General features: G+C 71.4%; 14 protein-coding genes. 2 read left to right on the top strand and 12 right to left on the bottom strand.

Features of this window, described 5'->3' with window-relative positions:
• Positions 1-135: 135 nt before the first annotated feature.
• The 10 genes from ruvB to pgsA form a co-directional block, all read right to left on the bottom strand.
• The gene (ruvB, locus tag ACWCWD_RS19675; protein WP_450774066.1) at positions 136-1230 is read right to left on the bottom strand and encodes a Holliday junction branch migration DNA helicase RuvB; all 1095 of its coding nucleotides are present in this window, start codon (positions 1228-1230) and stop codon (positions 136-138) included.
• A gap of 33 nt (positions 1231-1263) precedes the next feature.
• Positions 1264-1887, bottom strand: a complete 624-nt coding sequence (ruvA, locus tag ACWCWD_RS19670; protein WP_450774065.1) for a Holliday junction branch migration protein RuvA — start codon at positions 1885-1887, stop codon at positions 1264-1266.
• Positions 1884-2417: a crossover junction endodeoxyribonuclease RuvC gene (gene ruvC, locus ACWCWD_RS19665; RefSeq protein WP_450774064.1), complete on the bottom strand. Its 534-nt coding sequence runs from the start codon at positions 2415-2417 to the stop codon at positions 1884-1886. The genes ruvA and ruvC overlap by 4 nt, the downstream gene beginning before the upstream one ends.
• Before the next feature lie 130 nt (positions 2418-2547).
• Complete coding sequence (locus tag ACWCWD_RS19660) at positions 2548-3303, bottom strand: YebC/PmpR family DNA-binding transcriptional regulator (protein WP_386890906.1); 756 nt, start codon at positions 3301-3303, stop codon at positions 2548-2550.
• Between the two features lie 60 nt (positions 3304-3363).
• The gene (pdxT, locus tag ACWCWD_RS19655; RefSeq protein ID WP_450774063.1) at positions 3364-3966 is read right to left on the bottom strand and encodes a pyridoxal 5'-phosphate synthase glutaminase subunit PdxT; all 603 of its coding nucleotides are present in this window, start codon (positions 3964-3966) and stop codon (positions 3364-3366) included.
• Between the two features lie 6 nt (positions 3967-3972).
• Positions 3973-4902, bottom strand: coding sequence for a pyridoxal 5'-phosphate synthase lyase subunit PdxS (gene pdxS / locus ACWCWD_RS19650; RefSeq protein ID WP_450774062.1), 930 nt, complete (start codon positions 4900-4902; stop codon positions 3973-3975).
• 205 nt (positions 4903-5107) lie between these two features.
• The gene (locus tag ACWCWD_RS19645) at positions 5108-5653 is read right to left on the bottom strand and encodes a hypothetical protein (protein WP_450774061.1); all 546 of its coding nucleotides are present in this window, start codon (positions 5651-5653) and stop codon (positions 5108-5110) included.
• A 108-nt stretch (positions 5654-5761) separates the two neighbouring features.
• Entirely contained in the window at positions 5762-6985 is a 1224-nt protein-coding gene (locus tag ACWCWD_RS19640; protein WP_450774060.1) for a glycosyltransferase family 4 protein, read from the bottom strand.
• Positions 6982-7980, bottom strand: a complete 999-nt coding sequence (locus tag ACWCWD_RS19635; RefSeq protein WP_450774059.1) for a phosphatidylinositol mannoside acyltransferase — start codon at positions 7978-7980, stop codon at positions 6982-6984. Before ACWCWD_RS19635 ends, ACWCWD_RS19640 begins: the two co-directional genes overlap by 4 nt.
• Entirely contained in the window at positions 7977-8663 is a 687-nt protein-coding gene (pgsA, locus tag ACWCWD_RS19630; protein ID WP_450774184.1) for a phosphatidylinositol phosphate synthase, read from the bottom strand. Before pgsA ends, ACWCWD_RS19635 begins: the two co-directional genes overlap by 4 nt.
• Before the next feature lie 345 nt (positions 8664-9008).
• On the opposite strand from pgsA, the gene ACWCWD_RS19625 reads away from it, so the two are divergent.
• Positions 9009-10679, top strand: a complete 1671-nt coding sequence (locus ACWCWD_RS19625; protein ID WP_450774058.1) for a hypothetical protein — start codon at positions 9009-9011, stop codon at positions 10677-10679.
• Positions 10680-10746: 67 nt separating this feature from the next.
• On the opposite strand, the gene ACWCWD_RS19620 is transcribed toward ACWCWD_RS19625, so the two are convergent.
• Entirely contained in the window at positions 10747-11307 is a 561-nt protein-coding gene (locus tag ACWCWD_RS19620) for an HIT family protein (RefSeq protein WP_450774057.1), read from the bottom strand.
• A gap of 67 nt (positions 11308-11374) precedes the next feature.
• On the opposite strand from ACWCWD_RS19620, the gene ACWCWD_RS19615 reads away from it, so the two are divergent.
• Positions 11375-12094 (top strand): potassium channel family protein, encoded by a 720-nt coding sequence (locus tag ACWCWD_RS19615; protein WP_450774056.1) that lies wholly within the window; start codon positions 11375-11377, stop codon positions 12092-12094.
• A 37-nt stretch (positions 12095-12131) separates the two neighbouring features.
• Here ACWCWD_RS19615 and thrS read toward each other — a convergent pair whose 3' ends face one another.
• Positions 12132-14108, bottom strand: coding sequence for a threonine--tRNA ligase (gene thrS / locus ACWCWD_RS19610; RefSeq protein ID WP_450774055.1), 1977 nt, complete (start codon positions 14106-14108; stop codon positions 12132-12134).
• Positions 14109-14231 lie beyond the last annotated feature (123 nt).

The raw sequence follows: 14231 nt of genomic DNA, 5'->3' as shown, positions 1-14231 counted from the left end.
AAATGCGGCCTGTATCTACGGGGGTGGGTACACCGACCTTTAAGGGCGGCATCGGCGGAGTCTAAGCGAGTCCGCATCGCTGGAACAACGCCCAGCATCGCACCCCGGTTCCGCAAATGGTCAAGCTGTGACGCATCACGCCCCGAACAGGCCCGCTTGTCCCTTTGCTCCGTGCTGCGGCGGAACGAGTCCCAGATGGGCCCAGGCGGCCGGTGTGGCCACCCTTCCGCGCGGGGTGCGGGCCAGCAGTCCTTCGCGTACGAGGAAGGGCTCGGCGACCTCCTCGACCGTCTCGCGCTCCTCCCCCACCGCGACGGCGAGGGTGGAGAGGCCGACGGGACCGCCGCCGAAGAGCTTCAGCAGGGCGCCCAGGACGGCCCGGTCGAGCCGGTCGAGTCCGCGGGCGTCGACTTCGTACACCTGGAGGGCGGCGGCGGCGATGTCCCGGTCGATCACACCGTCCGCCTTGACCTGGGCGTAGTCGCGGACCCGGCGCAGCAGGCGGTTGGCGATGCGGGGGGTGCCCCGGGAGCGGCCGGCGATCTCGGCGGCGCCCGCGGTGTCGATGGCCACGTCGAGGAGTCCGGCGGAGCGGTGGATGACCCGTTCCAGCTCGGCGGGGGAGTAGAACTCCATGTGGCCGGTGAAGCCGAAACGGTCCCTCAGCGGGGGCGGCAGCAGGCCGGCCCGGGTGGTGGCGCCGACCAGGGTGAAGGGCGGCAGTTCGAGAGGGATGGCGGTGGCGCCGGGGCCCTTGCCGACGATGACGTCGACGCGGAAGTCCTCCATCGCCATGTAGAGCATCTCCTCGGCGGGCCGGGACATGCGGTGGATCTCGTCCAGGAAGAGCACCTCGCCCTCCTGGAGCGAGGAGAGGATCGCGGCGAGGTCGCCCGCGTGCTGGATGGCGGGCCCGGAGGTGATCCGGATGGGTGCGTTCATCTCCGCGGCGATGATCATCGAAAGAGTGGTCTTGCCGAGACCGGGTGCCCCGGAGAGCAGCACGTGGTCGGCGGTGGCGCCCCGGGCGCGGGCGGCCTTGAGGACGAGGTCGAGCTGTTCGCGGACCTTCTCCTGGCCCACGAACTCGTCGAGGTCCTTGGGGCGCAGGGCGGCTTCGACGGCGGTGTCCTCGCCGTCGGCGACGCCGGTGACCAGCCGGTCGTCGTACGCCGCCGCCGCGTCGGCCGCCCGCTCGTCGGTGTCGGGTCCGGTCTCGTCCCAGTTCATCGGGTCAGTCCTGCCTCGGGGGTCGGCGCCGGGTCAGCGGGTGCGGTTGAGGGTCTGGAGGGCGGCGCGCAGCAGCTGCGGCACGGGGGGCCGGACGCCGTCCGCGAGGGCCGCCTCGGCCTGCGGGGCGACGGCGGAGACCGCGTCGTCGGCCTCCCGGGCGGCGTACCCGAGGCCGATCAGGGCGGCCTGGAGCTGCTCGCGCCAGTCCGCGACGGCGGCGGCGGGTGCCTGCTGGCCGATGTGGGCCCCGCGGGGGGCGCCGAGCCGGTCCTTGAGCTCCAGCAGGAGCTTCTGGGCGCCCTTCTTGCCGATGCCGGAGACGGCCATCAGGGCCTTCTCGTCGCCGGTCGAGACGGCTTGGCGCAGGGCGTCGGGGCTGTGGGTGGCGAGCATGGCCTGGGCGAGCCGGGGGCCGACTCCGCTCGCGGTCTGGAGCATTTCGAAGACCTGGCGCTCGTCGTCGTCGGCGAAGCCGTAGAGCGTGAGGGAGTCCTCGCGCACGACGAGGGAGGTGGCGAGCCTGGCCTGCTGGCCGATCCGGAGATCGGCCAGGGTGCGCGGGGCGCACTGGACGGCCATGCCGACGCCGCCGACCTCGATGACGACCGTGGCCGGGGAGAGGGCGGCCACCGGGCCGGAGAGGAAGGCGATCATGCGGTGCGGCCTTTCAGCGTGCGATGGGCGGCGACGGCCTGCTGGAGCCGGTTCTGCGCGGGGGCCCGCCAGATGTGGCAGATCGCGAGCGCGAGGGCGTCGGCGGCGTCGGCGGGTCTGGGCGGGGCGTCGAGCCGGAGCAGCCGGGTGACCATGGCGCCGACCTGCGCCTTGTCGGCACGTCCGGAGCCGGTCACGGCGGCCTTGACCTCGCTGGGGGTGTGCAGGGCGACGGGGATGCCGCGGCGGGCGGCGCAGAGCATGGCGACCGCGCTGGCCTGGGCGGTACCCATGACCGTACGGACGTTGTGCTGGCTGAACACGCGCTCGACGGCGACGAATTGGGGGCGGTGTTCGTCGAGCCACTGCTCGATGCCGCGCTCGATCGCGACCAGGCGGTCGCCGAGCTCGGCTTCGGGCGGGGTGCGCACCACGCCGACGCCGATCATGGTCAGCGGGCGGCCGGCGACGCCTTCGACAACGCCGACACCGCACCGGGTCAGCCCCGGGTCCACGCCGAGTACGCGCACGGAACGCCCCCTGTCCTCACCGCTCGGTCAACTGTTCTGGCAGGCTATCGGGCGGCTCTGACAACGCGACGGGCCGACGGGGGTGTGTCCCCGTCGGCCCGTGCCGCGTACCGCTTCCGGGTCGTCCGGATCAGGCGGCGTCGACCTTCTCCATGACCTCGTCCGAGACGTCGAAGTTGGCGAAGACGTTCTGCACGTCGTCGCTGTCCTCCAGCGCGTCGATGAGCTTGAAGATCTTGCGCGCGCCCTCTTCGTCGAGCTCGACCTGCATGGTGGGCAGGAAGCTGGCCTCGGCGGAGTCGTAGTCGATGCCCGCCTCCTGGAGCGCGGTGCGGACCGCGACCATGTCGGTGGCCTCGCTGACGACCTCGAAGGTGTCGCCGAGGTCGTTGACCTCTTCGGCACCCGCGTCGAGCACGGCGCCCAGCACGTCGTCCTCGGTCAGTTCGCCCTTGGGCAGGTTGACGACGCCCTTGCGGTTGAACAGGTACGAGACGGAGCCCGGGTCGGCCATGGAGCCGCCGTTGCGGGTCATCGCCACGCGCACGTCCGAAGCGGCGCGGTTGCGGTTGTCGGTGAGGCACTCGATGAGCACCGCGACACCGTTGGGGCCGTAGCCCTCGTACATGATCGTCTCGTAGTCGGCGCCGCCGGCTTCGAGGCCGCCGCCGCGCTTGACCGCGGAGTCGATGTTCTTGTTCGGGACCGAGCTCTTCTTCGCCTTCTGGATGGCGTCGACGAGCGTCGGGTTGCCGTCGGGGTCGACGCCGCCGGAGCGGGCCGCGACCTCGATGTTCTTGATCAGCTTCGCGAAGAGCTTGCCGCGCTTGGCGTCAACCACGGCCTTCTTGTGCTTCGTCGTAGCCCATTTAGAGTGGCCGGACATCTGCCTTCTCCTTCGCGTCACCAAAATCGATCCGAACCCGAGAGATCCTACCGGGATCGGTCAGAGCACTGCGCGCACCATCTCGACGAAGAGCGCGTGGACCCGGTGGTCGCCGGTCAATTCCGGGTGGAAGGAAGTCGCCAGGGCGTTTTTCTGGCGTACCGCGACAATGTGACCGCGGTGTTCGGCGAGCACCTCCACCGAGGCGCCGACGGATTCCACCCAGGGAGCCCGGATGAAGACGCCCTCCACCGGTCCTTCCCGGTCCTCCTCGATGCCCCGGACGGTGACGGAGGCCTCGAAGGACTCGTTCTGGCGGCCGAAGGCGTTGCGGCGCACGATCATGTCGATCCCGCCGACGGTCTCCTGGCCCGCGCGCGGGTCCAGGATCTTGTCGGCGAGCATGATCATGCCCGCGCAGGTGCCGTAGACCGGCATGCCCGCCCGGACCCGCTCGCGCAGCGGCTCCATCATGCCGAAGAGCACGGCGAGCTTGGACATGGTGGTGGATTCGCCGCCGGGGATGACGAGACCGTCGACCCCGGCGAGTTCCTCGGGGCGCCGGACCGGCCTGGCCAGGGCGTCCGCCGAGGCCAGGGCGATCAGGTGTTCGCGTACGTCGCCCTGGAGGGCCAGGACCCCGATCACGGGTGTGTCGCTCATCGGGGGCTACCAGCCGCGGTTGGCGTAGCGCTCGGTCTCGGGCAGCGTGTCGCAGTTGATGCCGACCATGGCCTCGCCCAGGTTGCGGGAGGCGTCGGCGATGACCTTCGGGTCGTCGTAGAAGGTGGTGGCCTTCACGATGGCGGCGGCGCGCTTGGCCGGGTCGCCCGACTTGAAGATGCCGGAGCCGACGAAGACGCCCTCGGCGCCGAGCTGGCGCATCAGCGCGGCGTCGGCGGGGGTGGCGACACCACCGGCGGAGAAGAGCACCACGGGGAGCTTGCCGAGCTCGGCGACCTCCTTGACCAGCTCGTACGGGGCGCGCAGCTCCTTGGCGGCGGCGTACAGCTCGTTGTTGTCGTAGCCACGCAGCCGGGCGATCTCGTTCTTGATCTGGCGCAGGTGACGGACGGCCTCCACGACGTTGCCGGTGCCGGCCTCGCCCTTGGAGCGGATCATCGCGGCGCCCTCGGCGATACGGCGCAGGGCTTCGCCCAGGTTGGTGGCGCCGCAGACGAACGGGGTGGTGAAGGCGAACTTGTCGCTGTGGTTGACCTCGTCGGCCGGGGTGAGGACCTCGGACTCGTCGATGTAGTCGACGCCGAGGGACTGGAGGACCTGGGCCTCCACGAAGTGGCCGATGCGGGACTTGGCCATGACGGGGATGGAGACGGCCCCGATGATCTCCTCGATCATGTTGGGGTCGGACATCCGGGCCACGCCGCCGTCCTTGCGGATGTCGGCCGGCACGCGCTCCAGGGCCATCACGGCCACCGCGCCCGCGTCCTCGGCGATCTTCGCCTGCTCGGCGTCGACGACGTCCATGATCACGCCGCCCTTGAGCTGCTCGGCCATGCCGCGCTTGACGCGGGCGGTGCCGGTGGCGGGGGAACCGTCGGACACTGCGGACTGCGGGGTGCTGGGAAGCGTGGACACGGGACCTCACTCGGTGAAAAGGACTACTGGTTTCCTGCACCGCCGAGCAAACGCCCCGGAAGCAGTCCACAGCAAGGGCCAATGGGGAGGCGGTGGATCGTTTTGGACCGCTTGCGGGCCTCTCGCCGCCCCTGCGGGCCACCCGGCACCGCCCGCCCGGCCTCTCACCGCCCCTGCGGGTCGCCTGGAGCCCCCGCGGCCCGTCTCAGGTGCCCGGGCGGTCGGCCAGCGCGGCGGGCGGCGTGTCGTCCATCTCGAAGGCGAGCGGAAAGGGCGCGTGCCCCGCCAGCCGGAACCAGCGGACCGTGCGGTGCGCGCGCAGGGCCCGCGCGGCGCGCACCGCGTCGTTGTGGAACCGCCGCGCCATCGGCACCCGGCGTACGGCTGCGGCCAGTTCGTCCGCCGCCTCCTCGCCGCCCGGGGCCTCCCGTACGGACTCCACCTGGGCGCTCTCGCCGAAGACCGCGCGCAGGGCGGTGCTCAGCTCGCTCTCGGCGACCTCGCGGTGGTCCTCCTCGGCCTGGCGGGAGGCGTGCGCGGCCTCGTACAGGACGAGGGAGGCGGCGGGGTCGAGGAGGCCGGAGGTGGCCACTTCCTGGGTGACCGAGGCGCGGCGCAGCAACTGCGCGTCCAGGGCGGCCCGGGCGGCGTCGATGCGCGCGTGCAGCCGGTCCAGGCGTCCGGCGGTCCAGCTGAGGTACAGGCCGATCGCGACGAGTGCGACGACGGTCCAGATCAAGGTTGCGGTCACGGGCGCAAAGGCTACCGGCGCCCGGCAGCCGCCCCGACCGGCCGAGCGCCCCGACCGGCCGACCACCCCGCCGAAGACCGGCCGGGGCCCTGCCGGTCCGGGCGGGCGTCAGTCCCCCGCCGGTCCGAACGGCTGGGAGGCGTCGCGGTCCCTGGGCTGGGCGGCGTCCCGGTCCCGGACGAGCCCGAAGCGGGCCCGCAGTCCGGTCGCGCGCTCGTCGGCGGCCACGGACGCGGCGCCGTCGGCCACCGTCTCGTACACCGCGAGGATGTCGGCGCCGACGGTCGACCAGTCGAAGCGGCGTACGTGCGCGCTCCCCCGCTCGCTGAGCCCCGCCCGCCGCTCCGGGTCGCCCAGCAGCCGGATCGCCGCCGCGGCCAGCGCTTCCGCGTCCTCGTTGGCGAAGAGGTCCCCGGCCGCGCCGTGGTCCAGTACCTGCGCGAACGCGTCGAGGTCGCTGGCGAGCACCGCGGCGCCCGCCGACAGCGCCTCGACGAGGATGATCCCGAAGCTCTCGCCGCCGGTGTTCGGGGCGACGTACACGTCGACGCTGGCCAGCAGCCGGGCCTTGTCCTCGTCGCTGACCATGCCGAGGAACTCGACCCGGGAGCGCAGTTCCTCGGGGAGCTGGGCGACGGCCTCCTCCTCGTCGCCCCGGCCGGCCACCAGCAGCCGGGTGTCGGGGCGGGCGGCGAGGATCGCGGGCAGCGCCTTCATGAGGACCGGCAGGCCCTTGCGCGGCTCGTCGATGCGGCCGACGAACCCGAGGGTGCCGCCCTGCCACTCGGGCTTCGGCTCGACGTCGGCGAAGAAGCCGACGTCGACGCCGTTGGGGATGACCACGGCGTCGCCGCCGAGGTGCTCGACCAGGGTCCGGCGCGCGTACTCGCTGACCGCGATGCGGGCGCTGATCTTCTCCAGCGCGGGCTGGAGGATCGGGTACGCGGCGATCATGGCGCGGGAGCGCGGGTTGGAGGTGTGGAAGGTGGCGACGATCGGCCCCTGCGCCGCCCAGCAGGCGAGCAGTCCCAGCGAGGGCGAGGCCGGCTCGTGGATGTGGATGACGTCGAAGGTGCCGTCGTGCAGCCAGCGGCGCACCCGGGCCGCCGAGAGGAAGCCGAAGTTGAGGCGGGCCACCGAGCCGTTGTACGGGACCGGCACGGCCCGGCCGGCCGAGACGACGAACGGCGGCAGCGGGGTGTCGTCGTCGGCCGGAGCGAGTACGGAGACCTCGTGGCCGAGCCGGATCAGGTGGTCGGCGAGGTCCCTGATGTGGAACTGGACACCGCCCGGGACGTCCCAGGAGTACGGGCAGACGATGCCGATCTTCACGGGGTCTTCCCCCCGGCCGTACCGCCCGACGGGGTCTTCCCCCCGGCCGTACCGCCCGACGGGGGCTTCCCCCCGGCCGTACCGCCCGCGGGGTCGAGGTCGTCGAGCCAGAGCCGTTGCAGCATGTGCCAGTCCTCCGGGTGGGCGGCGATGCCTTCGGCGAAGGCGTCGGCGAGGGCCTGGGTCATGGCGGCGGTCCGCTCGGCCCGGGTGCCCTCCTCGGGCACCGCGACGGGCGGGTGGACCCGGGCCCGCATGACGGGGGTGTCGTCGAAGCCGAGGGTGACGGGGAGCAGCAGCGCCCCGGTCTGCTGGGCGAGCAGCGCGGGGCCCGCGGGCATCCGGGCGCGGGCGCCGAAGAAGTCGACCTCCACGCCGGAGGCGGACAGGTCCCGGTCGGCCACCAGGCAGACCAGGCCGCCCGCGCGCAGCCGGCGGGCCAGCGTGCCGAAGGCGGCGCCGCCGCTGTGCGGCAGCACCTCCATGCCGAGGCTCTCGCGGTAGGCGACGAAGCGGTCGTAGAGGGTCTCGGGCTTGAGGCGTTCGGCGACCGTGGTGAAGGGGACCTTGAGGTCGGTGGTGACCCAGGCTCCGGCCAGGTCCCAGTTCCCGAGGTGCGGCAGGGCGAGGACGACTCCGCGTCCGGCGTCCAGGCCCTCGGTGAGGAGGTGGGCGTCGGTGACGTCGATGCGTTCCTTGATCTGCTCCGGGCTCCAGGCGGGCAGCCGGAAGGACTCCATCCAGTAGCGCATGTACGAGCGCATGCCGGCCCGGGAGAGTTCGGCGAGCCGGGCCCCGGAGGCGTCGGGGACGACGCGGGCGAGGTTCGACTCCAGCCGCAGCACGCTCTTGCCCCGCCGCTTCCACACCTGGTCGGCGAGGGTACGGAAGAGGGCGCGGGCGAACGGCTCGGGCAGCTTCTTCACCGCGCCCCAGCCGAGCCCGTAGAGCCCGTCGGTCAGTCGTTCCCTGAGGTCGGTGCCGGTTTCGCTCACCGGCCGTCCTCGGTCCCCCGACCCGCCGGGCCCGCCTCCGCCGCGGCGGCCGCGGCGTCCGCCTCGGCGGACTCGCGGCGCACGGTGACCACGCGCTGGACGAGGGTCACCAGGCTGCCCGCCGCGACGATCCACAGCGCGATCGGGAGCAGGATCTGGATGCCGGGGACGCCGAAGCCGTGCAGTCCGGCGAGGCCGGCGGCGACCAGCGAGATCACCAGGCGTTCGGCGCGCTCCACGAGGCCGTTGACGGCGACGGGCAGACCGATCGACTCACCGCGCGCCTTGGTGTACGAGACGACCTGGCCGCTGGCGAGGCAGAAGATCGCCACGGCGCACAGGATGTTGTCGTCGCCGTTGCCCGCGTACCAGAGGGCGAAGCCACCGAAGATGGCGCCGTCGGCGACCCGGTCGAGCGTCGAGTCGAGGAACGCGCCCCAGCGGCTGGAGATCCCGGCCTGCCGTGCCATGTTCCCGTCGACCAGGTCCGAGAAGACGAAGACGGTGATGACGATGGTGCCCCAGAAGAACTCCCCCATGGGGAAGAAGACGAGCGCACCGGCCATCACTCCGGCCGTGCCGATCAGGGTGACCGCGTCGGGACTGATCCCGAGGCGGAGCAGCAGAGCGGCGAACGGCGTGAGGACACGCGTGAAAAACGCACGCGCGTACTTGTTCAGCATGGCCTTCCCTGAGGGGTCGGTGGGCCGTGCGGCCCCTTCGGCCACCGGCTGGCCCATCGTAGTCACCACGCGGCCGCTCCATCGGACGGGCACCCGTCCTGCGGTTCCTGCGCGTCGCCGGGCCGTGTCCGACCCTGCGCGTCGGATCGCCCGGCGGGAATGGCCGGGCGCGGCCCAGGGGGCGCTCGGACGGCGCGTTGTCGCAATCACCCTCGGCGCCGCGCCGGTGACGGGCGGTGCGGGGTGTTCGGACGCTACGCTGTGGGCGCAGCTCAGAAGGTATGCCGCGTAAGGAAGTTGGGCACACCCGCAGGAGCAGACCATGCGGCGAGTGGGGGCGAACAAGTGGCCAGCGACGGATTCGACTTTTCTCCCGGAGCGCAGATCCCGATCCAGGGCGCGAGCGCGGGGGCGGTGGCGACGAACGCCCTGGCCTCGGCGGCGTACCGGGACAGCCCGGTGGAGGAGATCCTCAAGGCGGACAACGAGTGGCACAAGTCCTCGGTGTCGGAGGGTTCCTCGAAGTTCTTCAAGGCCAACTACTTCAAGCCCAATCTGGGCGAGGCCTTCTCGCGCGCGGTCCAGGAGCGCACGTTGGGCGGGGCGCGCGGCGCGCTGATCCAGTCCTTCGGGATGGACCCGCAGACCGTCGTGGAGCACTGCCTGTCGGCGTCCCGGCTCCGCAAGGAGCGCGACACCCGGCTGACGCTGGTGACGCTGGTGTGCGGGGTGCTGTTCCTGCCCGGACTGCTGCTGTGGATCATCGCCTTCCGGCTGCGGGACTCCCTCGACAAGTCCAAGGACACGGCGTTCAAGGCGCTGGGCACGGTCGTGCTGGTCGTCATCGGCGGTCTGGCGGTGGTGGCGCTGATCGCGCTGCCGGTCGGCGGCCTCCTGGGCCTCTACCTGCGCGGGGCGATCGTCGCCCCGGTGGTCGGCTGGCTGATCGCCAAGCGGATCGCGGAGACGTCGGCGAAGGACATGCGGGTCCGCTGGGAGGGGTTGCTCTCGGGCGGCGGGATCAGCGCCAAGATCCCGGACGCGGTGCCGAAGAACCCGAACGAGACCGCCCGTGAGGCGCTCCGCCAGTCGCTGGAGAAGCTCGCCGCGGAGCAGCAGTCGAACTCGGTGTTCTACGCGGGCCCCAAGGGCATCCTCGGCATGGGAACCCGCTGGGGCAGCTGGCAGTTGGCGGAGGAGCTGGTCTCGGCCGATCCCACCAAGGAATTCCACCAGTTCCGCAGCTGGGACGTGATCCGGGCGATCCACGACCAGTTGCAGATGCTGGAGCGCGGCCCGCTGAACAGCGGTGGTTTCCCGAAGCCTTCGGTGAAGCACTGGATCGTCTCCCCGGTGGGCGAGAACGCGGACTCGGTCTCCCGGCCCGCCGGCGAGGACGTGGCGACCTTCCAGGTCAAGCCGCACGAGATACAGCGCATCTGCAACCACCAGCAGTTCGGCAGCGGCGCCCGGCACTACCTGGGCGTGCAGTTCACGCTCTGGGACGGCCAGTTGGTGCTGACGATGATGATCACGGTGACGGTGCTGCACGAGACGCTGCGCATCGAGGTCACCGGGCACGCGCTGGGTCCGGTCCACTCGCTCTTCTTCTCGAAGCCCGCGGCCAAGACGAAGACGGTCAACAAGACGGTCCGCTTCTGGGAGACCCGCAAGATCAACCTGCCGCTGGTCGAGCCGGAGGAGGTGGTCCGCCTCGCGCTGCGCGCCCCGCTGACCTGGTACCCGCCGCTGCTGGACTACCTCGGCGGCAAGATCAGCCTGCCGGAGCCGTTCGGGATGCGGCACGCCTGGGCCTCGCAGCCGTGGAACCACCGCTTCATGGCGGACGACGCGCTGCGCGCCGCCACCCCGGTGCTGCGGGTGGTCCACTCGGCGGCGCTGCGGGTGCTGAAGGAGAACGGCGTCGACACGGAGCGCTTCAGCAGCCGCTCGATGTCGCTGAGCGGCGCGGTCCAGGACGCGGCGCCGAAGAAGGCCGACACCTACGACGCCTGAGCCCTGTACGTACGAAGAGGAGGGGCGCCCCGGATCGGGGGCGCCCCTCCTCTTCGTGCGCGGTCCGTCAGGCGGCCGGCCAGGCGTCGGCCAGCAGTGCGCGGGTGTCGCCGAGGAGCTGCGGGAGCACCTTGGTGTGGCCCACCACGGGCATGAAGTTGGTGTCGCCGCCCCAGCGCGGGACGAGGTGCTGGTGCAGGTGCGCGGCGATGCCGGCGCCGGCGACGGCTCCCTGGTTCATGCCGATGTTGAAGCCGTGCGCCCCGGAGGCCGCGCGGAGCGCGACCATCGCCTTCTTGGTGAAGTCGGCGAGTTCGAGCGTCTCCGGGCCGTCGAGCTCGGTGTAGTCGGCGACGTGCCGGTACGGCACGACCATGAGGTGGCCGCCGGTGTACGGGTACAGGTTGAGCACCGCGTAGACGTGTTCGCCGCGTGCCACGATGAGCCCGTCCACGTCCGATTTGGACGGGATCGTACAGAACGGACAGCCGTCGTCCGCGCCGGGACCGCTCGGCTTGTTCTCACCCTGGATGTAGGCCATCCGGTGGGGGGTCCACAGGCGCTGGAACGCGTCGGGCGTCCCCACTCCGATCTGCTGCTCGGGCTCACTCGTCATGCGGTTCAGCATATGGCGTCACCCCCGGCGTGCGTGTCGCCGGGGCCCGGCCCCGGGCGGCGGCGGGATGCTTGCGGCCATGAGCGACCGCCCCGAGTCCCCGAGCGACCGCCCCGCCCCCACGGGCGACCGCTCCGCCGCCTCCCGCCCGCCGACCCGGCTCGGCCGGTGGGAGGAGCGCGCGGAGGTGCCCATGGCGATCGCCTCGCTGTTCTTCCTCTCGGGGTACGCGATGCACGTGCTGGCCGGCCGGGACCGCGCCCCGTGGCCGGACGTGGGCCTGGCGCTGGTGTACGGGACCTGGGCGCTCTTCGTCGTGGACTACGGCGTACGCGTGCGGCTCAGCGGCCAGGGCCACCGCTTCGTACGGTCGCACTGGCTGGACACCCTGGTGCTGGTGATGCCGCTGCTGCGGCCGTTGCGCGTGGTGAAGGTGTACACGGCGGTCCAGCAGCGCCGGGCCGAGCCGCGGCTGAGCCTCTACGCCCGGGTGATGTCGTACGCCGGGCTCTCGGCGATCCTGCTCGGCGTCACCGCCGCGCTCACCGTCTACCACGTGGAGCACACGGCGCCGGGCGCCAGCATCCGCACGTTCGGCGACGCGGCCTGGTGGGCGTGCGCGACCCTGACGACGGTGGGGTACGGGGACGCGGTGCCGGTCACCCCGGAGGGCAGGATCGTCGCGGCGGGGCTGATGGCCTGCGGGCTGGCCCTGCTGGGTGCGGTGACGGGCTCCTTCTCGTCGTGGCTGCTCCAGGTGTTCCGGCGGGAGGACGAGGAACGGCCCCCGACGGGCTGACGCCGTACCGGGGGCCGTACTCGTGTGGTGCCGGGGATCAGACCTGGACGCGGTCCTCGACGGCCTTGGCGATCTTGGCGATGGCCTCGTCGACCGGGATGCCGTTCTCCTGCGAACCGTCGCGGTAGCGGAAGGAGACGGCGCCGTTGGCCATGTCCTCGTCGCCCGCGATGATCATGAAGGGCACCTTGGCCTTCTGCTGGTTGCGGATCTTCTTCTGCATGCGGTCGGAGGAGGCGTCGACCTCGACCCGCAGCCCCTGCTTGCGCGCCGTGGCGGCGAACTCCTGGAGGTACGGGATGTGGGCGTCGCCGATCGGGATGCCGACCGCCTGGACGGGCGCGAGCCAGACCGGGAAGGCGCCCGCGTAGTGCTCCAGGAGCACCGCGAAGAAGCGCTCGATGGAACCGAACAGGGCGCGGTGGATCATGACCGGGCGCTGCTTGGTGCCGTCCGGGCCGGTGTACTCCAGGTCGAAGCGCTCCGGCAGGTTGAAGTCGAGCTGCACGGTCGACATCTGCCAGGTGCGGCCGATGGCGTCCTTGCACTGCACGGAGATCTTCGGGCCGTAGAAGGCGGCGCCGCCCGGGTCCGGGACCAGGGGCAGACCCTGCTTCTCGGCGACCTGGCGCAGCGTCTCGGTGGCCTCTTCCCAGATCTCGTCCGAGCCGACGAACTTCTCCGGGTCCTTGGTGGAGAGCTCCAGGTAGAAGTCGGTCAGGCCGTAGTCGCGGAGCAGGTTCAGCACGAAGGTGAGCGTGCGGTCCAGCTCCTCGGCCATCTGCTCCTTGGTGCAGTAGATGTGCGCGTCGTCCTGGGTGAATCCGCGCGAGCGGGTCAGGCCGTGCACCACGCCGGACTTCTCGTAGCGGTAGACCGTGCCGAACTCGAAGAGGCGGAGCGGGAGTTCACGGTAGGAACGGCCACGCGCGTCGAAGATCAGGTTGTGCATCGGGCAGTTCATCGGCTTGAGGTAGTAGTCCACCCCGTCGTCGAGCTGCATGGGGGGGTACATGCCGTCGGCGTACCAGTCCAGGTGACCGGACTTCTCGAAAAGCTTGCCCTTGGTCGCGTGCGGGCTGTAGACGAACTCGTAGCCCTCCTCCTCGTGGCGGCGCCGCGAGTAGTCCTCCATGGCCCGGCGGATGATGCCGCCCTTGGGGTGGAAGACGGCGAGACCGGGGCCGATCTCGTCGGGGAAGGAGAAGAGGTCCAGCTCGTTGCCGAGCTTGCGGTGGTCGCGCTTGGCGGCCTCCTCCAGGAACTCCAGGTGCGCCTTGAGCTCTTCCTTGGTCGGCCACGCGGTGCCGTAGATGCGCTGGAGCATCGGGTTCTTCTCGCTGCCGCGCCAGTACGCGGCGGCGTTGCGCATCAGCTTGAACGCCGGGATGAACCGGGTGGTCGGCAGGTGCGGACCGCGGCAGAGGTCCTTCCAGCACAGGTCGCCGGTCTTGGCGTCCAGGTTGTCGTAGATGGTCAGCTCGCCGCCGCCCACCTCGACGTCGGCGCCGTCGTCGGACGAGGCCGAGCCCTTGATGCCGATGAGCTCCAGCTTGTACGGCTCCGCGGCCAGCTCCTCGCGGGCCGCCTCGTCGGTGACGACGCGGCGGGAGAACCGCTGGCCACGCTTCTGGATCTCCTGCATCTTCTTCTCGATGGCCTTGAGATCCTCGGGCGTGAACGGCTTCTCGACGTCGAAGTCGTAGTAGAAGCCGTCCTTGACCGGCGGGCCGATGCCGAGCTTGGCCTCCGGGAAGAGCTCCTGCACGGCCTGGGCCATCACGTGCGCGGTGGAGTGGCGCAGGATGTTGAGGCCGTCCTCGGAGGAGATCTCCACGGGCTCGACGGTCTCGCCGTCCTGGAGGGCGTACGCGAGGTCGCGCAGTTCGCCGTCGACGCGGGCGGCGACGACCGAGCGCTGTCCGGGGAAGAGCTCCGCGGCCGTCGTGCCCGTCGTCACCACGTGCTCTTCCCGCTCGGAATCGCGATGGATGATCACACGGACGTCTGACACCGGTCTCTCCTGACTCAGGGGGCGCACCGCATTGCTTGCGCGTGCTCCAGGGATCGTACCGAGCCGGGCAGGCTAATTCACATTGCGTTCTTCTCCCGCGAACGAGGACGGCCCGGCGGGCCG

The sequence above is a fragment of the Streptomyces sp. NPDC001493 genome, from assembly GCF_053597235.1.
The sequence above is the reverse complement of the archived record's forward strand: the minus strand, read 5'-3'. Positions and strand labels throughout refer to the sequence as shown.

Bases quoted from the DNA above. Each gene is read 5' to 3' on its own strand.
- ruvB (WP_450774066.1), bottom strand. From the start codon at position 1,230: ATGAACTGGGACGAGACCGGACCCGACACCGACGAGCGGGCGGCCGAC.
- ruvA (WP_450774065.1), bottom strand. From the start codon at position 1,887: ATGATCGCCTTCCTCTCCGGCCCGGTGGCCGCCCTCTCCCCGGCCACG.
- ACWCWD_RS19660 (WP_386890906.1), bottom strand. From the start codon at position 3,303: ATGTCCGGCCACTCTAAATGGGCTACGACGAAGCACAAGAAGGCCGTG.
- pdxT (WP_450774063.1), bottom strand. From the start codon at position 3,966: ATGAGCGACACACCCGTGATCGGGGTCCTGGCCCTCCAGGGCGACGTA.
- pgsA (WP_450774184.1), bottom strand. From the start codon at position 8,663: ATGCTGAACAAGTACGCGCGTGCGTTTTTCACGCGTGTCCTCACGCCG.
- ACWCWD_RS19620 (WP_450774057.1), bottom strand. From the start codon at position 11,307: ATGCTGAACCGCATGACGAGTGAGCCCGAGCAGCAGATCGGAGTGGGG.
- ACWCWD_RS19615 (WP_450774056.1), top strand. From the start codon at position 11,375: ATGAGCGACCGCCCCGAGTCCCCGAGCGACCGCCCCGCCCCCACGGGC.